Below are 20521 nucleotides of genomic sequence, written 5' to 3' on the forward strand. Positions count from 1 at the left end.
TCATTTAGATTGCACTATCCTGCCCTCCTCCTGAAGGCTGCTCCTTATACATTTCCTCGGAATCTACCAACGGATTGATCTGCTGCTGGACATCTTTGTCTGCATTTTTAAAATTCTGCTGGCTGGCTTCCGCACGTTGTCCGTGGTCTATAATTTCAATACATGGGGTGCCGGCAACGGCACATACAGCCTTGCTGTCTTCTACAATGATATATCCGCCATTGCTGAGCTGTACTTTATCATAGAATTTCTGCCATTCTGTAACCATGATTTTGCAGGGCGGCGGCGGAACTCCCATTTTGGTACAGTTTCCGAATGTATTTTTTTCAAATGTGGCTCCACCTATTTCTTTGGTCGTAACGATCAGTTTTTTGGAAGCGCTTTTATCATTGGCATATTCTTTTTGGTGTGTAAGTACTTTCAGCTTGTCCGGAACCTGTCCGAACTGGCATTTGCACATGGCGCCTTGTACTACAATATGTTTTTCTGCCATATTAATTTTATCTTTAGTGAAATGGTAATTTAGTTTTCATCAATTCCTGATACTGAAACTGAAATCTTTTTTTCTTCCTGCAGCATGATGGTGCATTCCAGATAGAGTGATTCAGGCAATGAGTTTTCTTCTTTCAGATAGCTTATGAGTCTGAAAGATCCTTCTTCATTCATCACAGGTTCATCCTCTATAATCAATGAGAAAGGGGATCTTCTTATAAAGTCATCAATATCTCTTTCGTCGTTTAGTTTTCCTGATCCTTCTATGGTAATCAGGCCTGTTTCTCCTTTCAGCGGATCTGTTTCCAGTGTCAATTTATATCTGGGTTCAATCGCATTGTCCACTACCGGAAAGGTTGTAGTCATTTCTGTTCTATAATCCTGTCCGAAACTTTGATGTACTCCGAAGAATAAAGTACGGATGAAGTAATCATTTTTAAGGTACAGATCAATAGCTTCCGGCTCTCTGATTACTCTTTCTATCTTCCTGCAGTATTCATCTACAGTTTCTCCATCAAATTCTTTATACAATTCTTCTTTAATCCCGGACCATCTTTTGAGAAAAACATCCGCATTTTCAACGGCCTCAAATTTTCCCCTCTCATCTGTACTGATCTGTAAAGGATATAAAACCTTAGATGTTCTGTAAGCCAGCAGATCTGCAATCTCATTCACTTCTTCTTCGTTAAGATAAAGGTTTGATGTTCTGTCTATCTCAAAAAAGTGAAGTCCTTTTTCTTTTTTCAGCCAGCGGATTGAGGCTTCATATTTTAATTCGCTTTTATTTTCTCCTTTTTCGATAGTAATAACGACGCTGTATTTTCTCACTGAACCTGCCGGTTGAAGGATAAGACTGTTTCCTCTTTCAAACTTTACCAATCTGCTTTTATCGGTGACGGCTGTTCGTGGTATAAAAAGCTCTTTCTGTCCGTTAAGATTGATCAGGATCATATCCTTAACAGTACAGAGATTGTTGTGGAATAACTTTAAAGCATCTGTATCCAGATTGTAAAGTGCCGCAATACTTTTTAAGGTTTCATCTTTCTGAACGGTATGTATGTTATATTTCTGCATAGAAATGTTCCTGCTTCAATTTCTTTCTTTGTATGATATTCTATTAAAAATGGATAACCCTTTCTCTATTTGGTCTCGGATCCATACCAATACCTTCTCTTCTTGCCGACCAGTGAAGATATTCATGGCGAAGCTTTCTTAAATCATCCTGTTCCTTTACTTCTTTCTGGTAAGCAGCATAACGGTGTTCCGGGATTTCGTTTCCACCATAAGCATCACGCAGCGCTTTAAAATGTTTGAAGGAATAAGGTTTGCCATCTCCCATTACATAAGATCTGAGACGGTCTTTTATTCCTATTAAAAACTGATCATCCAAAATGGAATATTTTTCGTCTGTCAGTTTCTTTATGGTTATAGGAAGATTTTTATCAATACCATATTCCGCCATAAAATGCAAAGGAATGTAGCTGTATGTCTTCAGTAGCTTGCGTGTTCCTCTTAGTGATAAATAGAATCCGGGGGTAATGGTGAGCTCATCTTTATGATACCAACCTTCTGTTTCAAGCTCTGTCTTTAATGCTTTTAATTTGGTACTGGTTGTCCATGAAGTTTCAACTTCTTCCCATGTTTCCTGTCCGTTTTCGTAAGCTCCGCCTACATCACAGTGTACACCAGGGAAGTTTTTTTCAGTTCCAATATGTACTCTTGTCAGGTCAAAATTTTCCCTATGTTCATCTTCTGCAGTAAAGTGAACTACAGTCTGAGCTTTTCCGATATCATTCAGGCTCAGTTCTTCAACGTCATTGCTGAAATTGGGTACTGGTGACAGGTATTTTGAATAGGAAGAAACGGTATCGTAAATTCCCAGGAATCTGACTTTTAAAACATCTACTTTTAATCCTGCTTCTTCGAGTTTAAGACCAAGATGTCCCCATTTCGGAAGTTCTTCTGAACCTACCCCTTTTCCGTCATCATCTGAATAGGTGGTAACGGAAACCGCTTCATTGGCAACTGTGCGGGAAGTGGCTTTATATTTTGCTTTTCCAATTTCGTATACAAAATTGCGGGCTGCAGCAGCTCCACGGCTGAAACCGAATACATCAAAAGTAAGCACGGCAATTTTATCAGCTTTCTTTTCTGCTTTAATGGTTTTCACCTTTTTTACGATTTCTTCACAGCCTTTTCTTACTTTAGATCTGATTCCGGTTTCACCAGTTCCGAAAGCGTATCCCAACGTAGCATCTCCTTCTTTATCCTGTGTACCGATACCTTCTATGTAAATACCGAAGTTTTTATCATAATTATCCCACATACGGGCTACATTACTCCAGTCATTATTGTAGCTGGTATTGTCTGTAGATTTCCCACCATGTTTTTTATGAGCATCTGTTCCTTTTTTTCTTTCGTCTGTATTGGTTTTATTATTCAGGGTTCCGTCAAAAAAAATCCCAATGGTAATATCCAGTACTTCCTCTTTGGATACAGATGGTGTATAACTTCCAAATTGATTGTTGTGCATAGTTCTCGTTTTTAAATTGACTGATTGAATGTTATCATTCTATCTTTCGGGATACTCTGATTTTTGCTTTGGTAACTGCCAGCTTTTCTTTTTCAGATTCTAAAGACACTAAGATTTTGGTATTGTCATCGTTTACTTTAATGGTAAGGTCAATATTTTTTTCTTTTCCTAATTTCTGAAACAGATCAAATATTTCTTTATCATCAAAAGCGTCTATCCATACTGCATATCTGTTGTTGTTTTTATCTTTCCAATAGAAACCACAGAATCTTGGTACTGCTCTGCTTTTATAAGTATTCTCTTTTAAGCTCTGATCAAAAAGATTTTCCTGTTCACCGTTATAATTCGTAAAACCGAAGTCTATCCATGTTGCTCCTTCAGGAAGAATCACGGCAGGTTTCCAGTTGTATTTTTCTCTATAGGCATTATAAATGTCTGCTGCAGGATAGCCTTCTTTTTCAATTTTCTCACGAACTTCCGGCTTGAATGTCTTATAAGACGGGTCTTTCAGCATTCTGTCTGCAAAGCCTTCTTTTAACATATACTGAGCGTTATCGTATGCTTTTTCTTTGGTAATAATGGTATCATGAGCCTGAAAACTGCCTATTTCTTTCTGGTTTCCGGCGCCTTTCATCCAAAGTACAACTCTTCCTTGTGGGGCTAATCCTACAACAAAAGAGTTGTAAGTAGATTTCTTTTTTGTGTCCTGATCTACAAATCCTTCATTAAAAAGGCTTTTTATCTTTTCTTTATCCAGATTCCATTTTCCGGTATAGAATTTTTTTTCTACCAGAGAATACCATGTGAATTCCAGCTCATGAGGAGCATTCATTCTTTCGGTGGTCACGTTCATGGTACCGCCTTCTTTACCCCATCCTGTATTCTGTGTTCCCCAGATTGCATCAAAGCTGTACGTAAAACCATCGGCAACAATAGCTCCTTCATACACTTCCATCGGGTATTCCTGTGGGGCAGAAACGGTTCCCAGCCAACTGTATTTTTCTTCCATTTTTTTATTCTGACAATTCGTTAATGAAAAACACCATATAAAAAGAATCAGCAGGTTGTATTTACTTATGACCATGGGACATAATCTTCTTGTTACTCGCTAAAACCAAATTTTCTTTATGGGCTTCCACATTGATTTTCTTTGCGATTTTCTCCACCTTTTTCCCTACGCTCAGATGATAAGAATCTTTGACTGTAATTCGCAGATTGGTTGCTGTTTTTATAATGGCCATATTAGAAAAGTTTTGATTTTTCAGCACTGTTGAATTCTACGATCTTTCCACTTTGCATGGTCATATTTTCCATTTCACTGAACATGGAAATTTCACCTGCTATTTCGTTAGATGTTTCAGATTGTCTCTTGAATTCTTTTTCAATCATTTCTGTTCTGGTATCTGAAGTTTCTGTAATATCTCCTGATGCCGTAAGTTTCATATCTTTTCCTGCTATAGAAACAATATTGTCGTTTGCTGTACTGGTAATACTTGCTCCTGCTCCTATTGAAATTTCTTTTCCTGCTGTGATATTGATATTATCGCCTGCATTTAAGGTAAAGTTTTTAGGTGCTTTCATACTGATATTTCCCTGTCCGTCCATAAAGTAGGTATTACCACTTGGATCAAGAATCGTTACGCTTCCTTCCTCATCATTCATTAGAATTCTGATTCCACTTCTGGTCTGTATCGACTTCAGGTGATTGTTGACACCGCCTCCTAAAGCAATTCCTCCATGGAACATTCCTCCCATTACAAAAGGTCTGTCAGGATGACTGTGCACAAAGTTAACCATCACCTGGTCTCCCACTTCAGGAATAGCTACATACCCTCGGTTTTGGGTAATCTGATCTGTTCCTCCTGCATCAGGACTCATCATACGGATAAAGTGAGTGGTATCGTTGGTCTGCCAGTCAAATCGTACCTGTATTCTTCCCTGTCCCTCCGGATCAGTATTGGAGATTACTGTAGCAGTCTGCGGCTCAGCCTTTGGAATGGTAAATTCTGGTTTTGGAAGAAAGCCTGTATCTGCAGCAATTCCCACGAAGCTTCCATTATAGTGACCAATGGTATCGATCTCATGTTCTACTTCTGTAATCATGATTCTGGTGAAATAAGAGGTTTCGTTAGAATCCTGCTTACGCATCTGTACATCTGCTACACACCCTGGGTGCAGGAAAGGAACTGTTGTATTTCCTGAGGTAGAAAAAACATTGACCGCTTCACTTCCTGAAGCACTTTTCTGAGAGTATTCAACGTCTAAGTGGGTAGAAGCTTTGATGGGAGCCATCTGTAAGGCCGGCGTTTTATAAATAGATTCGTTATGGGAATATGCTGTTTTCGCCAGGTCACTCACATGCTTGATGGGCGTTGCACCGGAAGTCAGTTTTTCATTTCTATTACTGTTATACCCATAGTATTGCGGCTTGGTGTGTACTGCTTTCAGTTCAACTTTTATATCGTTGGCACTGCTTCCGTAGGTAAGGGTAATGGGTTTATTCTGAGTGGGAAGCTTTCCAAAGTGTAAGACTTCACCGTCATAATAGAACTGTTCTCCGTAAGCCTCAGCCATTCTTGCCAGGTAGTTATAATGGGTTTCATCATATTGGCTGCTATAGATAATTTGAGAAAAATTATTAGCCTCTACCCTGATATCGAAACGGCTTTTATCAATTCCCTGTTTAATCACTTCTTCTGCAATAATTCCTACGTTAACAGGCTGTGTACCTCCGAAACTCTGAATATGAGGTGCTCCGTCAAGCAGGATTGTAGGACTGTATCCGGTAAGCACAATATTTCCCAGGCTCATTTGTTCCTGGCTGAATCCTACTCCGGTAATCACTCCTACAAAAGTTCTTTCAGGGCTGTTATCTATATCTTTATAGGAAATCACTGCTGTAAGTCTTTTTCCAAGAAACTTATTGGCTTCTTCCAATGAATGGGTCTGTCTGTCTCCCAGAGTATCGTGTGCCAATGTCAGCGTAAATTCATGGTGCCTTCTGGTGCTTTGTTTAAGCTTGAAATGTTTATAATATTTGATAATTTTCCCTTCTATGACAAGAGAAAGTTTTACCAGACGGTTAATACCTGTATGATGGTTTTCGGAAATACCATCTGCATTCTGCGTGGGACGAAAAGACGTCGCTTGTGATTTTCCAGGTGTATTTGACATATTTTTTGTGATTTGATTAGTTTTTGTAAACGATTATTCAGCTGGGTGAAAATATACAAGGATAGCCCAAGGGTCCTGCAGAATATCGTTTAAGGTAAAAAAAGACCGTCTTATAAGGACAGTCTTTTATTTTTGGTTCATGAAAGACTTAGCTCATTGGCCAAAGCCCATCATAAGATGAATTTCCATAAGTAATACTTTCAGCACTTATGATAAAGCTGATCAGCATACTGTTGCTATCGATAGCATCAAAGTCTACTTCATGCTGAATTACATATCCGTTTTCCCACTTCAAATTGATCAATGTTCCTTCTTCATGAGATTTGTTGAATGTAATCTCTCCGCTCGTAGGTTTATATTTGCTGTTTAATAAGCTTTCTAAAACATCAGATTTTTCTGTTGCTTCAATTGTTACTTTAATCAGTGCGTTTGACGGATCAGATGCTACACGTCCTGAAATGTCTGTAGATCTTGATACGCTGTAGTTAAGCTTTAATAACTTCTGACCTTCTCCTCCATTGAATTTTAAGATTCCTCTTGAATTTCCTGCCATATTCTTAAATTTTAATCATTAACAACTGTTCCCTGCTATAGGATTTATAAAACAAAGATAGACTTCATGTTCTAATGTAAAAAGTTTTTAAGGCACTGTTTCAGAAATTGTAGTAGTTCTACGACATTTATTAAATTTTTGCAGTAGAAATTAATTTTAGAATTTTAAACTGATTTGTTTTATTTTTCATTAAAAATCTTCTACACATACTCATTCTATATCCCATATTGTTCAAAATTCGTGTCTGGCTTCCATTTCTGGTTGTATTAATAATGTTTGTACAGATATGAAGTTATCATAATAATAAGATTAACGATTACCATAATCATTAAAATATTACTGTACTTTCTTTTTTTATCAATAAAACTTAGGCCAAGGGTAAAAAAAAACAGCAACAAGGTGTATACCGCAGGATACATTTGAAAAGCCTCAGAAAACTTCCCTTCACATACCATGACAATTGCCCTCTGAGCTCCACATCCAAGGCATTCTACTCCAAGGAACTTTTTACTGGGGCATGAAAGCATGAAATCTTCGATATTCATTTCTGAGGTTTTAGATTAATCCATTCATTAAGAAGAGATTTTAGCTCTCGTATATTGGTGTGGGAAAAAGCAATTTTCCTGCATTTCAAAAGATCCCTGAACGGCAGTGTATGGATTTCTCAGAATCTCTCTTGCTATAAAAATAAGGTCTGCATCTCCTTTCTGAAGGATTTCCTCTGCCTGCTCTATCTTTGTAATTAACCCTACAGCCCCCGTATTCACAGAAGCTTCATTTCTAACCTGTGATGAAAGGGGAACCTGATAGCCATCAAAAACTGAAATTTTTGCCCCATGTATATTCCCTCCGCTTGATACATCAACGAGGTCAACAGCATGTTCTTTTAAAACTTTAGCCAATTCAACACTACTTTCAATATCCCAGCCGTTTTCAGCATATTCTGTTCCAGAAATTCTTACAAAGAGCGCGGTGTTTTCATTGAGTTCTTCATTGACAGCATCTACAATTTCAATCAGAAACCTGATTCTGTTTTCAAAACTTCCTCCATATTCATCTGTCCTGATGTTGGAAAGCGGCGACAGAAACTGATGAATCAAGTATCCATGCGCTCCGTGAATTTCAATAATATCAAAGCCTGCTTTCACTGCTCTTCGGGCGGCTTTTTTAAAGTGCTGAACCATTTCCTTTACCTCATCCGTGCCCAATACATGCGGAATCCTTTCTGTGGGATGATACGGGATAGGGCTTGGTGCAACGGTTTCCCAGCCTTCTTCAATAGAAATCTGCAGGTTATTCCATGTTGAACCTTTTCTTCCGGCATGCGCCAGCTGAATTCCTATTTTGCTGTCAGAATTTTTATGAACAAACTCTACGATTCTCTGTAGTTTTTCCGCCTGCTTATCGTTCCAGATTCCCATACAGTGATTGGTGATTCTTCCTTCGGGCACTACGCCTGTAGCTTCCACGAAAAGTAATCCCGTACCTCCCTGTGCCCGGCTTCCATAGTGAACGAAATGGAAATCATTGGCCATTCCGTTTTCACATGAATACATGCACATAGGTGACATTACCCATCTGTTTTTCAACTCTACATTTCTGAATTGTATTGGTGTGTATAACATTTTACTCTTTTAAAAAATTGAACGTATTTACGGGAAGAATAAAATATTGCCCACCTCATTAAAAAGAACTAATTTTACCCCCCTTTTTTAGTTGACAATATATGAAAAAAGACATACAGATCAGTTACGAATATTTTAAAAATAGCAGTGAGCTGAGTGATATCGAAAATAAATTATTTGAAAGAGCCAAAGAGGCTCGTGAGAACGCTTATGCCCCTTATTCTCAGTTTTTGGTAGGCTGTTCCGTGTTATTGGAAAATGGAGAAATCTATTCTGGGAACAATCAGGAGAATGCTGCCTATCCTTCCGGACTTTGTGCCGAAAGAACGACTGTTTTTTGGGTAGCCGCTAATTTTCCAAATATGAAGATAAAAAAGATCTTCGTGGTAGGGGGGCCTAAAGAATTCCATGAGAAAAATCCACCGATTCCTCCTTGTGGAGCATGCCGTCAGAGTTTGATAGAGTATGAAACCAAACAGGACGAGGATATCGACCTTTATTTCTCAAGCATGAATGAGGAAGTGGTAAAAGTGCACGCGGTAAAGGATCTGCTGCCTTTTTATTTTGATTCTACGTTTTTGTAAGACAAAGTAAAAAAAGAAAGAGTAAAATGTAAAGAAATTTCTACACCATATCAAGGTTTAAAACCTTGACATGGTGTGATCGTAAAAAGCTTCACATTTCAGCATAAAAAAAGCTGTTTCATACGTTGAAACAGCTTTTTTTATTATTCTTCAGATTCTACCTCCTCATCTTCATCGTCTTCATATTGCTCCAGATAATAGCTAAAGCTAAAGTCTTCCACTTCTTCTTCAGCATCTTCAAGAGTAGTCAGCAGGTCTTCAAAAATTTCAAGCTGATCTACGGTCATATTTACGAATTCGAGGTGGAGGGGCATTTCCACATCCCCTGTAATGCTGTCAAAAAGCGCATCAAGATTATCACCAAAGTGTTCAGGAAGCTTAATTTTTTCCTTTAACTGGGTGTAAAAATCTTCATAGTCACCTATGTCTGTAAAATCGATATATACTGTCTTCATATAGAACTAAATTTCCAATTTTTATTGATTAAAAAAGTTTTGCATTTTTTGCAGAAATCTTTTCAGAGCTACCCATACAACACTTTTATTTTTCAAAATTAATACTTATCCTTATTTAAATACAAATTATATATTGGTCATTGCGAGGAGCTATGCGACGAAGCAATCTCAGAAAACATCCATAATACTTTTAATATCTTCCGTAAGATCTCTCCAATCAGAATTTATACTATTGATTAAATCCAATTTCTTTTGTCTAGAACCAGCCTTTATTTGTTTTCTCTAAATATAGCATCACCAATCTCCTGAAAAGATTCCCAATACACCAAAACATATAAATTATATCTCGAGGTAAAGCTTTGTGAATAATATGATTCCTTATGCTGTTGAACACGTTTAGGCAGGTTTGAAGTAACTCCTGTATAAAGAGTTGTGTGATTTTTGTTCGTCATGATGTAAACAAAACCTGCTTTCACCTTTGGTTATTTTTTAGAGATTGCTTCGTTACTACGTTCCTCGCAATGACAATTTGTTATTTACAACTATTGTTTATCAAAGCTCTTATAATGATTTTTGGTAAGGTATACCTCGCCATTTTGAGTATAGATGATACGGTCGGCATTTCTTCCTCCGCAATGATAGTTTACATCTGCTTCAAAATATTTTTCTCCATCCGGCAAACGCCCTTCCCTGTTTCCGAATTTATCTCCGCCAATCGCTTTTCCGGGAAGTACATCACACAGGTTTCCCTGGGAAGGGTTCCAACCCATTTTTCTTGCTTCAGTTTTGGTGATATAATAATCCGGCAGCTTATGATTCTGTTTCACATAGCTGATTACTGTCTTTTCTGCTGTCAGCTGATCAATAGAAGCTTGAGCAGAAGAATTTCCGGCACTGTACTGGCTTTCCGAAGAGGTGCTGCCATATTGTACCGTTTCCTTTTTTACAGAATCTGACTGATCTTTTTTATCTGCAATAAAATTTTTGTAAATATACATTGCTGACATTCCGAAAAGAAGTCCCAGACATATAAAAAATACAGATCTTATTTTACTGTTCATAACAATGGTTGTATTAATATGACTATTTTTCCATTCTGCAATGCATCAGTTTTTGTTACATAATTACATTGCTGAATGGGTATATTTTATAATGTTCTCCACTCTTCAGGAATATCACAAACCGGAATAGGATCTATTTTATGTTTGGCTGCTTTATGCATTCTGTCGAAGATTTGGAACACTTCCTTATCTCTTCCTTCATAGTCATCAGCTGTTTTGGTTCCATATTCTTTCTGGATTTTTTCCAGTTCCGGATAAGTTGCACCAATCTGTTGTTCGTCTGTTCTATCTACATCCCAGAGTCCATCAGTAGGAATCGCTTCCTGAATACTTTTGATTAGATTCAGTCCTTTGGCAAGTTTATATACTTCAGTTTTATAAAGGTCGGCAATTGGAGAGACATCTACTCCGCCATCTCCATATTTTGTATAAAACCCTATTCCAAAATCTTCCACTTTATTTCCGGTTCCGCATACCAAAAGTCCGTTCAGCTGTCCGTAATAATACAGGGTAAGCATTCTCAGGCGGGCTCTTGTGTTGGCAAAAGCCAATTTCTCATTAGGAAACAGATCGTCTTTTACATCGAAGGTTTTGTACAATTCCTCAAAAGCAGGGGTCAGATTTACAGACATTATTTCTACATTAGGAAATCTGGATTTAAGGTCATTCATATGATCCTGTGCACGGTTTACCTGATCTTCTTTCTGGCGGATCGGCATTTCGATCAGTAATGTTTTCAAGCCCGTCATCGCTGCTAATGTAGAAACCACTCCGGAATCTACTCCTCCTGAAACTCCGATTACATATCCATTTACTCTTGCTTTTGTGGCATAATCTTTTAACCAGCTTACAATATGATCTGTCACTTTTTGTGTCTGCATCGTTTATATTTTTTAGTGTATTCCAAATTCCTGAGGGTATTTCACTACTCCTTTTTTATCTTTTAATCCGTCTTTTACCAATTCTATTGCCATTCCGTTTTCTTCCGGAATATCAAATGGAAAAGAAATCCCAAAATTACTCGTTTTTTTGTAACCAAAGCGCGGATAATATTTTTCGTGCCCAATTAATATCACTGATTGATATCCCAGTCCTTTCGCGATGTGATGTCCCTGAAGAATCAATTTTGCTCCAATCCCCTGATTCTGAAATTCAGGTTTTACCGAAACAGGTGCTAATGCAAGAGAATCAAATGATTCATTGTTATTGATGATTTTAATTTTTGTGAACAGAATATGCCCGGCAATTGTACCATTTTCATCTTCTGCTACTAATGATAATTCCGGGATGAAGGCATCAGATTTTCTCAATTTTTCTACCAGAAACTGTTCCTGATGATCACTGTGTTCCATTTCTCTGAACGCCTCTTGCGTAAGCTGAAAGACTTGTTGATAGTCTTTGCTCTCTTCCTGTCGTATTGTTATCATTTTTTATTATATTTTTCACGCTTCAGTTCGTACCAGAAGCAAATTCCGTCCGGTTCTTCAAATTCGCTTGTTTTTTCAAATCCTAATTTCCTTAAAATATGGTTGGAAGCATCGTGTTCAGAATGGGCACAGGCATAAATAACCTCTGCATTCAGGTCATTAAAACCGTAATCCAGGGAAGCAACTCCAGCTTCCACAGCATATCCTTTCCCCCATGATTCGGGAAGAAAACGGTATCCCAGTTCCAATACGTTTTTGTAGCCATTCGTTTCGTGAGTAAGCAATTTTAATCCGCTCCATCCTATCAGCAGCCCGCTTTCTTTTTCTACAACGCCCAGTCTTCCCACTCCATTTTCCTCATATTGTTTCTGAATTGTGCTGATGACATTTCTTGACTCAATAATATCTGTCAAAACGGGTACACCAATGTATTTCATGACCTCAGGATCGGAATCCAAAAGAAAAATACGTTCTACATCTGTCTCTTCAAGTTTTCTTAAAATAAGTCGTTTGGTTTCTATTTTCATACTCATTAGTTTTATTCTCCAGCTCCAAAAATGGTGACCTCTGTTTTTATTCCTTTCTTAATGTCTGTTTCCTTTATTGTATTCCCGGTTACATTCAACGTTTGTAAAAGCTGATTCCCGGAAATATCAATTTTTTGAAGCTTATTATGTTCTACATTCAGTTTTCTTAATGTTGTAAACTGAGTCAGGTCAATTGTTTTTAGTTGATTTAAAGATAACGTTAATTGATCAATTTTCGGAATTCCTGTCAGCGAAATACCTTCCAACAGGTTATTATCCAGGTATAATGAACTTAAATTCTTCAGGTTTTCGGCTTTGAATGAAGAGATTTTACATCCTGTACAAGAAAACAATTCCAGGTTGTCCAGGTTACTTATCACTACATTGGAAATCACATTATCATCCAGGACAATCATTTTTACATTTTTAAAAAAGTGCAGATCCTCCGTGGAAGTAATTCCCTTTTGAACAAGGAACAGATTGGTAATCACAGTAACTTCCGGAGATTCCAGTATTCCGTTTTTGTTCAGATCAAAATTTTCAAGAATTGCTTTTTCAAAGTTTTTATCTTTAAACTCAAGCTTTTGCCCATAGTAAAAAGAAAGTCCCAAAATAAGGCAAAAGGTTGTAAATATTTTAATTTTCATCATGAATTGTGTATTTAATCCTTATTTTTGTAAACTTAAATTCCATGTAAAAATAATGAAGATTTTTAGATATATTGCGCTTTCTTCTGTTTTAGCTGCCGGACTTGTTTCCTGCAAAAAAGAAACTGAAAATCAATGGAAGGTAGAAGTCAAAGAAACTGCCGAAAAAGTTGACATCACTGATATTTCCAAAGAATTTTACAGCCCGGATGTTCCGTTGGATCAGTTTAAAGCTAAATTTCCATGGTTCCAAGGAAGTGTTTCTGATGCCGATTTTGGAAAGAGAAGAACTGATGCTGAAGAGATAAAAATCTACAAGGAGGCTATTGGAAAAATAGATCAGACTCAACTGCAAAAGGAACTTCAGAGTTTATTTTCCCATATCAAATATTACTTCCCACAGTTTAAAAGTCCAAAGGTATACCTGTTTTCATCTGCCCTACAGATGGTACAGGATCCTATATTTTATGATCAGAAGGGAAATCTGGTATTTATAGATGTTACTGGTTTTATGGGAGACGGAAATGCTCATTATAAAGGATTGGAGCTATATTTCCAAAAATCGATGAACCCGCAGAATATTGTTCCGAAGGTGTCACAGCTTTTTGCAGAAAACATTGTAACAGAATCTCCCGATCATCAGAAATTTATTGACCAGATCATTCTGAATGGAAAAGTAATGATCCTTCAGGATGCTTTTCTTCCTGATTTCCCGGATTATCTGAAAATGAATTATACTAAGAAGCAGTATGAATGGGCAACGAGCAATGAAGCGAATATCTGGAATTATTTTGTAGAAAGCAACCTGATCTTCGGAGATGATCCGAGACTTGGAGAGCGTTTTATCTCGCCGGGACCTTTCTCGAAATTTTATACGGAGATCGATAACGAATCTTCACCACAAATCGGAATTTTTACAGGATGGCAGATCTGTAAAGCATACCTTAAGGAAAAACCTGAAACAAAGTTAACAGCTTTCCTGAAAATGGATGCAACCACCATTTTTAATCAATCCGGTTACAAACCGAAACTTAAATAATAGAAAAATTAGAATTTAGAAAAATGAGAAAGACTCAGATTACGATAGATGTAGAGCTTGATGAAAATCATATCCCTGAAAGCATTATATGGAACGCTCAGGATGGAGGTGTTGAAAAACAGGAGACTAAAGCAACGATGATTTCTGTTTGGGATGAAAAAGCAATGGAGGCACTAAGAATAGATCTTTGGACCAAAGAAATGCCTGTAGACCAAATGAAGATGTTTATTCATCAGATTTTAATCTCTTTAGGAAATACTTATCAGAGAGCAACAGGTGAAGAAGATGTAGCACAATGGATAGAGGAAATTGCAGAAGAGTTTGCTGTGAAATCTGCTATTAAGTAAAAAAATATAATATGCGATACGCTGCAGGCAGTAAGCGGTAAGCTTTTTGTATTCAGCCTAGAGCAAATTTTAATAAAAAACAATGAGCTTAAGCAATACTTCCTATTGCTTAAGCTCAAAGCCTAAAGCAAAAAATTATGAATTTTAATACAAAAGTAATTCACGGAGGGCAGCACCATGAGTCTGCAACAGGTTCTGTAAATGTACCTGTATTTTTGACCTCTACGTTTGCGCAGAAAAGCCCGGGTGTACATTCCGGATATGAATATTCAAGAGCTGCCAACCCTACAAGACAGGCATTGGAAGATTCTTTGGCAAGTATTGAAAACGGAGCGAGAGGTTTAGCTTTCGGTTCTGGTCTTGCAGCAATCGACTGTGTTTTGAAATTATTGAATCCTGGTGATGAAGTAATTGCTGTAGATGATCTTTACGGAGGTACTTACAGAATGTTTACAAGACTTTTCGAAAAATATCAGTTGAAATTTACTTTCGTCAATTTTGATGATGTTTCTAAAATAGCTGATGTTATTACAGATAAAACAAAACTGATCTGGGTAGAAACTCCAACCAACCCATTGATGAAATTGGTAGATATCAAAGCAGTTGTAGAGATTGCTAAAGGAAAAGATATCTTAGTTGCAGTGGATAATACTTTTGCAACACCTTATATCCAGAGACCGATTGATTTGGGAGCTGATATCGTGATGCACTCTGCGACAAAATATCTGGGTGGACACTCTGATGTAATCGCAGGAGCTCTTATCGCTAAAGATGCTGAATTGGGAGAAAAGCTTCACTTTATTCAGTTTGCAAGCGGTGGTATTTTAGGACCTCACGATTCTTACCTTGTATTGAGAGGGATCAAAACATTGGCATTAAGAATGCAGAGACATTCTGACAATGGCCTTGCCGTAGCAAAATATCTTGAAACTCATCCTGCGGTAGATAAAGTAATCTATCCGGGACTAGAGTCTCACCCTCAATATGAATTGGCAAAATCTCAGATGAAAGAATCTGGAGGAATGGTGTCATTCACATTCAAATCCGGAAAGAAAGAAGATGCGATCAAATTCCTGGAGAAAGTGAGAGTATTCACACTAGCAGAATCTTTAGGAGGAGTAGAATCTCTGGCCAATCACCCTGCCTTGATGACTCATGCTTCAATCCCGGCAGAAAAACGTGCTGAATTGGGAATCACTGATGACCTGGTTCGTTTAAGCGTAGGTATTGAAGATGCAGAAGATCTTATTGCAGATCTTGAGAAAGCTTTTTCTTAAACATACAATACACTAAAATGAGAAGGGTTATCAAATCCTTCTCATTTTATTATAACCACCAAATACCTATGAAAAACACAAGAAAAGCAGTCATTTCAGACTTACCTCAATTGACTGAATTATTTGATCAGTACAGGATATTCTATCATAAGGAATCTGATATTCCCGCAGCGACAACTTTTCTTCAGGAAAGGCTTGAAAATAAAGATTCCGAAATTTTCGTTGTGGAAAAGAATGGTGAACTGACAGGTTTTGTACAATTATACCCTATATTTTCGTCTACAAGAATGCAGCGCTACTGGCTGCTGAACGATCTCTACGTGAATGGAAACCACAGAGGAAAAGGCTATTCCAAAGAATTGATTGAGGAATCTAAAGAACACTGCCGGTCTTCAAAAGCGTGTGGTATTCTTTTAGAGACAGGAAAAAGCAATGATATTGGAAATCAGCTTTACCCTGCCTGCGGTTTTGAGCTTTATGACTCTGTAAATTTCTACGAGTGGACTAATCAAATCATGAGTAATGAGTAATTTACACGTTACACTCACTACCCTGAATCTCACATCCCGAAAACTTGTACCCCAAAACCATCCCTAAAAACAAAAAATAATATGACCGATTTTCAAAAATATATTCAGAGATATTTAGATCAGATTCCATCCGGAAACTGGTTGAATGAATTAAAAATTTCAGCAGATAGAACCATAGGAATCTATTCTAATCTTACAGAAGAGCAATCTACCTTTGCTTATGCAGAGGGAAAATGGACATTAAAAGGCCTTTTACTCCATTTATCGGATACGGAAAGAGTTTTCCAATATAGAATATTAGCTTTTGCCAGAGGAGAAAAAAACAATCTTCCGGGATTTGATGAAAATGAATATGCTGACCAATCTTTCGCTGATAAAAGAACGCTTGAATCTTTGTTAGAAGAATACAAATTGGTGAGAAAATCTTCCCAGATCTTACTGGAAACCCTTCAACCTTCCGCTTTACAAAATACCGGTACAGCCAATGGTCATGAAATTTCTGTAGAAACCATCGGAAAACTGATTGTAGGACACAATTATCATCACCTGAACATTATTGAGGAGAGGTATTTATCGAAGTTGGGATGGATGTAGGAAAACGGATAGCACTTCTCAGTTTGTTAATCTTTGCACTCTCTCTTTGTTTTACAGCTTTTAAAATTGAAGACATGGGAGCAATTAAAGATTATAAATCATTTGAAATATTTCTCATGGGCCCAATTAGTTTTTTGGGTGGTGGCCTATTTGAATTTTTGGTATGGACTGCCAATGGCTGGTTTTTTATTTCGGCTATATTTTGTTATAAAAGATATTTTTCAGTTTCTATTATACTAGGTTTAATAGCTTTTTTAACCGCTAGTTCATTTTTTTTCTGGAAGGAAATTTTAGCAGCTGAAAATGGAAGAATGGGAAGGATATACAGTTTAGAAACTGGTTATTTTCTATGGATAACCTCCATTTTATTTTTAACTGTTGGTTCGGTTTATTCAATCATAAAATCTAAATTTAACGGAAATAAAATATCATCCTAATTTCCAAATGAGGTCACTAAAAAAATTAAAGATTACAGAAAGTATTCAATCTAGGAAATTGGTTTTTGAAGAAACCCGGTATGATAAGATGGATACTTTTATGACTTATTTTATGCTCTCAGCACTAGCTGGGGCATCTATACTTTGTTTTGGAGAAATAAAACCATCCCTCAACAATAGCTTAGAATATGGAATCCTTATCTGTTCATTGATCTTTAGCTTATATGTCTTTTATTGTAAATTCACAGAGAAACATTTAAAGCAAATTACATTTAACATTCACAAAGAAGAAGCTAAAAAAAGGATTATTGAATATGGGAAAAAGCACCATTATAGAGTATCAAAAATTTCAGGCAATCTGATTTTTCTTAACGAGGCTTCCGAGTTTTATAGTTTTGGAAAAAATTATGAGCAAACTACAATCGTTTTCTTTAAAGACAATACTATTCTTTATACTATAATTAAAGAAGGAGCACGGTCAAATTTCACTGTGTTATTTTCACAGCATCTTATCAAAAGGGATTTAAAAAAAATTCTACGAGCAGAATATGTTGAACCTATTAAACGGACAACTTATTTTAATTCATTTTTTCACGGATTATAATTTTTATGGGTTTACTGGCTTTACCTATATAAACATATTTGAACCTCATTTTTTTTGCCTAAAATCCTTATATTTTCTACCTTTATCCACTTTTTGAATTCACTTACAATTATGGAACATATTATCGAAGTATTAAAATCCGGCGGAACGATCCTTTACCCTACAGATACCATCTGGGGAATTGGTTGTGATGCCACCAATATAGAAGCTGTCAATAAAATTTTTGACATCAAAAAGCGCGAAAAAAACAAATCCATGATCATTCTTGTAGAGTCTGAAAAAAGACTTCAGGATTTGGTAGATGTTCCCGAAATGGCTTGGGAAATCATTGATCTTAGCGAAAAACCAGTAACAATCGTTTATGAAAATCCAAAAGGTTTACCTAAAGAACTTCTTGCTGAAGATGGAAGTATTGGAATCCGTCTTGTAAAAAATGATTTTTGCAAAAAACTGATTACAAAACTGAATAAACCTTTGGTTTCTACCTCTGCCAATTTCAGTGGTGAAAAAAGCCCGTTGAAGTTTTCCGATATTTCTGAGGAAATGATCAGTCTTGTAGATTATGCAGTAGAAGAAGACAGAGAAAAAGTTTCAAAATACTCAGGTTCTTCTGTGATCAAAATATGGAGTGACAACAGAATAAAGGTTCTTAGGGAATAGAAATTTTGAACCTTTTTGTTTATTTTTTTAGAGTCTTGTCAGTTCATATCGGCAGGATTTCTTTTTTTTAATTCTATCTTTGCAAACTCAACTCATAAATTATTTGCTATGAATCATCAGGAATTTGCTCAAATGTGGGTTAATGCATGGAATTCTCATGATTTAGAGGATATTCTCTCCCATTACTCTGATGATATTGAGATCACAACTCCCATGATTGCTATGGCTACAGGCGGTAAGGAAAGCGCTTTGAAAGGAAAAGCAGCAGTCCGTGAATATTGGAGGAAGGCGCTGGAAAAATTTCCGGATCTTCATTTTGATTTGATTCATTCTACGGCAGGAGTAGATTCGGTAGCATTATTTTATAAGTCGATTATGGATAAACATGCTGTTGAAGTCATGTTTTTTAATGAAGACGGAAAAATTAGTAGAATGTATGCTCATTATGATTAATGGGCAACATTGGTAGAAATTGACACTATTATTAACGATGATAATTAATCTTAATCAAAATAAAAATTTAAAACTATTTAAAATAATTTCTGAAGCGGCAGAAAGGAATAATCAGTCTGTATATATTGTGGGCGGTTATGTGCGTGACCTTCTGATGAAAAGAAAAGCTTCTACAGATATAGATTTTGTAACGGAACAAAGCGGTATTGAACTTGCCCAGAATGTAGCTCAGGATATAGATCCTAAATTAAAGGTTTCCGTATTCAAAACGTATGGAACAGCCATGATCAAGTATAAAGAACTTGAACTTGAGTTTGTAGGGGCAAGAAAGGAAAGCTATACCGAAAACAGCCGGAAACCTGAAGTGGAAGGGGGAAGCCTGGAAGATGATCAGAAAAGAAGAGATTTCACCATCAATGCGATGGCTATTTCTTTAAATAAAGGAAATTTTGGAGAACTGATTGATCCATTCAATGGAATTGAAGATCTTGAAAAAGGAATTTTAAGAACTCCTTTAGAACCTGCACAGACCTATTCTGATGATCCGTTGAGGATGATGAGAGCGGTACGTTTTGCTTCCACTTTAAATTTTAAAATTGAGGAGAACTCTTTGCATGCTATTCAGCAGGAAGCAGAAAGGATCAGTATCGTTTCTATGGAAAGAATCATGGTAGAATTCAACAAAATCATGCTTTCTGAAAAACCTTCTGTGGGACTAAGATTAATGGAACAAACAGGTCTTATGAAGCTGATTATTCCTGAACTGATCGAACTGAAAGGTGTAGAAGAAGTGGAAGGACAGACTCATAAAGACAACTTTTACCATACGTTAGAAGTAGTGGATAATATTTCCGCAAATACAGATAACCTTTGGCTTCGTTGGTCTGCCCTGCTCCATGATATTGGAAAAGCTCCTACGAAAAAGTATGTAGAAGGCACAGGATGGACATTTCACGGACATGAATTTTTAGGTTCAAAAATGGTAAAGGCACTTTTCCAAAGATTAAAACTGCCGTTGGGAAGTGATATGAAATATGTGCAGAAAATGGTGAAGCTTTCATCAAGGCCTATTGCACTGATCACTGATGATGCTTCAGATGCTGCGCTGAGAAGACTTTTATTTGATGCCGGGGAAAACCTTGAAGACCTTTTCACACTTTGTAAGGCAGACATTACCACTAAAAACTCTAAAAAACAGGAAAAATTCAAAAGAAACTTTGAATATGTAGCGGTTAAGATCAAAGAAGTGGAAGAAAAAGACCAGGTAAGGAATTTCCAGCCACCGATTACCGGGGAAGAGATCATGGAAATGTTTAATCTTAAGCCAGGACGTGAAATTGGTATCTTGAAAGAGAAAGTAAAAGAAGCTATTCTTGAAGGGGAAATTCCTAATGAAAAAGAAGAAGCTACAAAGTTTGTGATTGCTGAAGCAGAGAAACTGGGATTGACAATCTAATTCAATCTATAAATAATATAAAAAGCCCGGCGGGATGGAACATCCC

At 36.9% G+C, this 20521-nt stretch carries 27 protein-coding genes; 11 read left to right on the forward strand and 16 right to left on the reverse strand.

All coding sequences use genetic code 11. The annotated features are described in order from the left end of the window. Positions 1-4: 4 nt before the first annotated feature. From AC07UM_RS19355 to namA, 9 genes are all read right to left on the reverse strand, one after another. On the reverse strand, positions 5-493 hold the full coding sequence (locus tag AC07UM_RS19355) for a DUF4280 domain-containing protein (RefSeq protein WP_494681662.1): 489 nt from the start codon (positions 491-493) through the stop codon (positions 5-7). 29 nt (positions 494-522) lie between these two features. Next, positions 523-1566, reverse strand: a complete 1044-nt coding sequence (locus AC07UM_RS19360; protein WP_494681663.1) for a hypothetical protein — start codon at positions 1564-1566, stop codon at positions 523-525. Between the two features lie 43 nt (positions 1567-1609). Then, positions 1610-3025, reverse strand: coding sequence for a phospholipase effector Tle1 domain-containing protein (locus AC07UM_RS19365; protein ID WP_494681664.1), 1416 nt, complete (start codon positions 3023-3025; stop codon positions 1610-1612). 34 nt (positions 3026-3059) lie between these two features. Beyond that, positions 3060-4034: a DUF2931 family protein gene (locus tag AC07UM_RS19370; RefSeq protein WP_494681665.1), complete on the reverse strand. Its 975-nt coding sequence runs from the start codon at positions 4032-4034 to the stop codon at positions 3060-3062. Positions 4035-4095: 61 nt separating this feature from the next. Further along, the gene (locus tag AC07UM_RS19375; RefSeq protein ID WP_153816338.1) at positions 4096-4266 is read right to left on the reverse strand and encodes a hypothetical protein; all 171 of its coding nucleotides are present in this window, start codon (positions 4264-4266) and stop codon (positions 4096-4098) included. Between the two features lies 1 nt (position 4267). Further along, complete coding sequence (locus tag AC07UM_RS19380) at positions 4268-6199, reverse strand: type VI secretion system Vgr family protein (protein WP_494681666.1); 1932 nt, start codon at positions 6197-6199, stop codon at positions 4268-4270. Positions 6200-6347: 148 nt separating this feature from the next. Continuing rightward, positions 6348-6752, reverse strand: a complete 405-nt coding sequence (gene tssD / locus AC07UM_RS19385; RefSeq protein ID WP_124534142.1) for a type VI secretion system tube protein TssD — start codon at positions 6750-6752, stop codon at positions 6348-6350. Positions 6753-7018: 266 nt separating this feature from the next. Continuing rightward, a complete protein-coding gene (locus tag AC07UM_RS19390; RefSeq protein WP_494681667.1) occupies positions 7019-7297 on the reverse strand; it encodes a DUF2752 domain-containing protein in 279 nt (92 codons plus the stop codon). 27 nt (positions 7298-7324) lie between these two features. Next, the gene (namA, locus tag AC07UM_RS19395; RefSeq protein WP_494681668.1) at positions 7325-8377 is read right to left on the reverse strand and encodes an NADPH dehydrogenase NamA; all 1053 of its coding nucleotides are present in this window, start codon (positions 8375-8377) and stop codon (positions 7325-7327) included. A gap of 101 nt (positions 8378-8478) precedes the next feature. Between namA and cdd the strand changes: the two genes are divergently transcribed. Next, the gene (gene cdd, locus AC07UM_RS19400) at positions 8479-8961 is read left to right on the forward strand and encodes a cytidine deaminase (RefSeq protein WP_109737919.1); all 483 of its coding nucleotides are present in this window, start codon (positions 8479-8481) and stop codon (positions 8959-8961) included. Positions 8962-9104: 143 nt separating this feature from the next. On the opposite strand, the gene AC07UM_RS19405 is transcribed toward cdd, so the two are convergent. From AC07UM_RS19405 to AC07UM_RS19435, 7 genes are all read right to left on the reverse strand, one after another. Further along, positions 9105-9416 carry a barstar family protein gene (locus tag AC07UM_RS19405; protein ID WP_494681669.1) on the reverse strand — a complete coding sequence of 104 codons (312 nt, stop codon included), beginning with the start codon at positions 9414-9416 and terminating at the stop codon, positions 9105-9107. Positions 9417-9685: 269 nt separating this feature from the next. Then, a complete protein-coding gene (locus tag AC07UM_RS19410; protein WP_494682286.1) occupies positions 9686-9868 on the reverse strand; it encodes a GIY-YIG nuclease family protein in 183 nt (60 codons plus the stop codon). Between the two features lie 90 nt (positions 9869-9958). Next, entirely contained in the window at positions 9959-10477 is a 519-nt protein-coding gene (locus AC07UM_RS19415) for a ribonuclease domain-containing protein (protein ID WP_494681670.1), read from the reverse strand. Between the two features lie 86 nt (positions 10478-10563). After that, a complete protein-coding gene (nadE, locus tag AC07UM_RS19420; RefSeq protein WP_494681671.1) occupies positions 10564-11358 on the reverse strand; it encodes an NAD(+) synthase in 795 nt (264 codons plus the stop codon). Between the two features lie 12 nt (positions 11359-11370). Next, positions 11371-11904 carry a GNAT family N-acetyltransferase gene (locus AC07UM_RS19425; protein WP_494681672.1) on the reverse strand — a complete coding sequence of 178 codons (534 nt, stop codon included), beginning with the start codon at positions 11902-11904 and terminating at the stop codon, positions 11371-11373. Beyond that, complete coding sequence (locus AC07UM_RS19430) at positions 11901-12431, reverse strand: GNAT family N-acetyltransferase (protein WP_494681673.1); 531 nt, start codon at positions 12429-12431, stop codon at positions 11901-11903. The genes AC07UM_RS19425 and AC07UM_RS19430 overlap by 4 nt, the downstream gene beginning before the upstream one ends. Before the next feature lie 11 nt (positions 12432-12442). Beyond that, the gene (locus tag AC07UM_RS19435) at positions 12443-13081 is read right to left on the reverse strand and encodes a leucine-rich repeat domain-containing protein (RefSeq protein WP_494681674.1); all 639 of its coding nucleotides are present in this window, start codon (positions 13079-13081) and stop codon (positions 12443-12445) included. A 52-nt stretch (positions 13082-13133) separates the two neighbouring features. Here AC07UM_RS19435 and gldB point away from each other — a divergent pair, with 52 nt between their 5' ends. The 10 genes from gldB to AC07UM_RS19485 all read left to right on the forward strand — a co-directional run bounded on the left by gldB (position 13134) and on the right by AC07UM_RS19485 (position 20475). Continuing rightward, complete coding sequence (gene gldB / locus AC07UM_RS19440) at positions 13134-14117, forward strand: gliding motility lipoprotein GldB (protein ID WP_494681675.1); 984 nt, start codon at positions 13134-13136, stop codon at positions 14115-14117. A 23-nt stretch (positions 14118-14140) separates the two neighbouring features. After that, entirely contained in the window at positions 14141-14464 is a 324-nt protein-coding gene (gene gldC / locus AC07UM_RS19445) for a gliding motility protein GldC (protein ID WP_103233952.1), read from the forward strand. A 134-nt stretch (positions 14465-14598) separates the two neighbouring features. Continuing rightward, on the forward strand, positions 14599-15741 hold the full coding sequence (locus tag AC07UM_RS19450; protein WP_124534717.1) for a cystathionine gamma-synthase: 1143 nt from the start codon (positions 14599-14601) through the stop codon (positions 15739-15741). Between the two features lie 68 nt (positions 15742-15809). Beyond that, positions 15810-16271: a GNAT family N-acetyltransferase gene (locus tag AC07UM_RS19455; protein WP_494681676.1), complete on the forward strand. Its 462-nt coding sequence runs from the start codon at positions 15810-15812 to the stop codon at positions 16269-16271. Between the two features lie 81 nt (positions 16272-16352). Beyond that, positions 16353-16865 (forward strand): DinB family protein, encoded by a 513-nt coding sequence (locus AC07UM_RS19460; protein WP_494681677.1) that lies wholly within the window; start codon positions 16353-16355, stop codon positions 16863-16865. Further along, positions 16856-17302 (forward strand): hypothetical protein, encoded by a 447-nt coding sequence (locus AC07UM_RS19465; RefSeq protein WP_494681678.1) that lies wholly within the window; start codon positions 16856-16858, stop codon positions 17300-17302. Before AC07UM_RS19460 ends, AC07UM_RS19465 begins: the two co-directional genes overlap by 10 nt. A gap of 7 nt (positions 17303-17309) precedes the next feature. Further along, positions 17310-17906: a hypothetical protein gene (locus AC07UM_RS19470; RefSeq protein WP_494681679.1), complete on the forward strand. Its 597-nt coding sequence runs from the start codon at positions 17310-17312 to the stop codon at positions 17904-17906. 111 nt (positions 17907-18017) lie between these two features. Next, a complete protein-coding gene (locus tag AC07UM_RS19475) occupies positions 18018-18566 on the forward strand; it encodes an L-threonylcarbamoyladenylate synthase (protein ID WP_103234424.1) in 549 nt (182 codons plus the stop codon). Between the two features lie 108 nt (positions 18567-18674). Next, complete coding sequence (locus AC07UM_RS19480) at positions 18675-19019, forward strand: nuclear transport factor 2 family protein (RefSeq protein WP_494681680.1); 345 nt, start codon at positions 18675-18677, stop codon at positions 19017-19019. A 37-nt stretch (positions 19020-19056) separates the two neighbouring features. Continuing rightward, on the forward strand, positions 19057-20475 hold the full coding sequence (locus tag AC07UM_RS19485; protein ID WP_494681681.1) for a CCA tRNA nucleotidyltransferase: 1419 nt from the start codon (positions 19057-19059) through the stop codon (positions 20473-20475). Positions 20476-20521: the final 46 nt, after the last annotated feature.

This window comes from Chryseobacterium sp. GW821-FHT04C04 (genome assembly GCF_059420365.1).

Coding starts and splice junctions, on each gene's coding strand:
- AC07UM_RS19405 (WP_494681669.1), bottom strand. CDS start 9,416: ATGAAGACAGTATATATCGATTTTACAGACATAGGTGACTATGAAGAT.
- AC07UM_RS19380 (WP_494681666.1), bottom strand. CDS start 6,199: ATGTCAAATACACCTGGAAAATCACAAGCGACGTCTTTTCGTCCCACG.
- gldB (WP_494681675.1), top strand. CDS start 13,134: ATGAAGATTTTTAGATATATTGCGCTTTCTTCTGTTTTAGCTGCCGGA.
- AC07UM_RS19470 (WP_494681679.1), top strand. CDS start 17,310: ATGAGGTCACTAAAAAAATTAAAGATTACAGAAAGTATTCAATCTAGG.
- AC07UM_RS19365 (WP_494681664.1), bottom strand. CDS start 3,025: ATGCACAACAATCAATTTGGAAGTTATACACCATCTGTATCCAAAGAG.
- cdd (WP_109737919.1), top strand. CDS start 8,479: ATGAAAAAAGACATACAGATCAGTTACGAATATTTTAAAAATAGCAGT.
- AC07UM_RS19455 (WP_494681676.1), top strand. CDS start 15,810: ATGAAAAACACAAGAAAAGCAGTCATTTCAGACTTACCTCAATTGACT.
- AC07UM_RS19480 (WP_494681680.1), top strand. CDS start 18,675: ATGAATCATCAGGAATTTGCTCAAATGTGGGTTAATGCATGGAATTCT.
- AC07UM_RS19460 (WP_494681677.1), top strand. CDS start 16,353: ATGACCGATTTTCAAAAATATATTCAGAGATATTTAGATCAGATTCCA.
- AC07UM_RS19355 (WP_494681662.1), bottom strand. CDS start 493: ATGGCAGAAAAACATATTGTAGTACAAGGCGCCATGTGCAAATGCCAG.
- AC07UM_RS19475 (WP_103234424.1), top strand. CDS start 18,018: ATGGAACATATTATCGAAGTATTAAAATCCGGCGGAACGATCCTTTAC.
- AC07UM_RS19435 (WP_494681674.1), bottom strand. CDS start 13,081: ATGATGAAAATTAAAATATTTACAACCTTTTGCCTTATTTTGGGACTT.
- tssD (WP_124534142.1), bottom strand. CDS start 6,752: ATGGCAGGAAATTCAAGAGGAATCTTAAAATTCAATGGAGGAGAAGGT.
- namA (WP_494681668.1), bottom strand. CDS start 8,377: ATGTTATACACACCAATACAATTCAGAAATGTAGAGTTGAAAAACAGA.
- AC07UM_RS19410 (WP_494682286.1), bottom strand. CDS start 9,868: ATGACGAACAAAAATCACACAACTCTTTATACAGGAGTTACTTCAAAC.
- AC07UM_RS19390 (WP_494681667.1), bottom strand. CDS start 7,297: ATGAATATCGAAGATTTCATGCTTTCATGCCCCAGTAAAAAGTTCCTT.
- AC07UM_RS19425 (WP_494681672.1), bottom strand. CDS start 11,904: ATGATAACAATACGACAGGAAGAGAGCAAAGACTATCAACAAGTCTTT.
- AC07UM_RS19430 (WP_494681673.1), bottom strand. CDS start 12,431: ATGAAAATAGAAACCAAACGACTTATTTTAAGAAAACTTGAAGAGACA.
- gldC (WP_103233952.1), top strand. CDS start 14,141: ATGAGAAAGACTCAGATTACGATAGATGTAGAGCTTGATGAAAATCAT.
- AC07UM_RS19415 (WP_494681670.1), bottom strand. CDS start 10,477: ATGAACAGTAAAATAAGATCTGTATTTTTTATATGTCTGGGACTTCTT.
- nadE (WP_494681671.1), bottom strand. CDS start 11,358: ATGCAGACACAAAAAGTGACAGATCATATTGTAAGCTGGTTAAAAGAT.
- AC07UM_RS19360 (WP_494681663.1), bottom strand. CDS start 1,566: ATGCAGAAATATAACATACATACCGTTCAGAAAGATGAAACCTTAAAA.
- AC07UM_RS19485 (WP_494681681.1), top strand. CDS start 19,057: ATGATAATTAATCTTAATCAAAATAAAAATTTAAAACTATTTAAAATA.
- AC07UM_RS19375 (WP_153816338.1), bottom strand. CDS start 4,266: ATGGCCATTATAAAAACAGCAACCAATCTGCGAATTACAGTCAAAGAT.
- AC07UM_RS19465 (WP_494681678.1), top strand. CDS start 16,856: ATGGATGTAGGAAAACGGATAGCACTTCTCAGTTTGTTAATCTTTGCA.
- AC07UM_RS19370 (WP_494681665.1), bottom strand. CDS start 4,034: ATGGAAGAAAAATACAGTTGGCTGGGAACCGTTTCTGCCCCACAGGAA.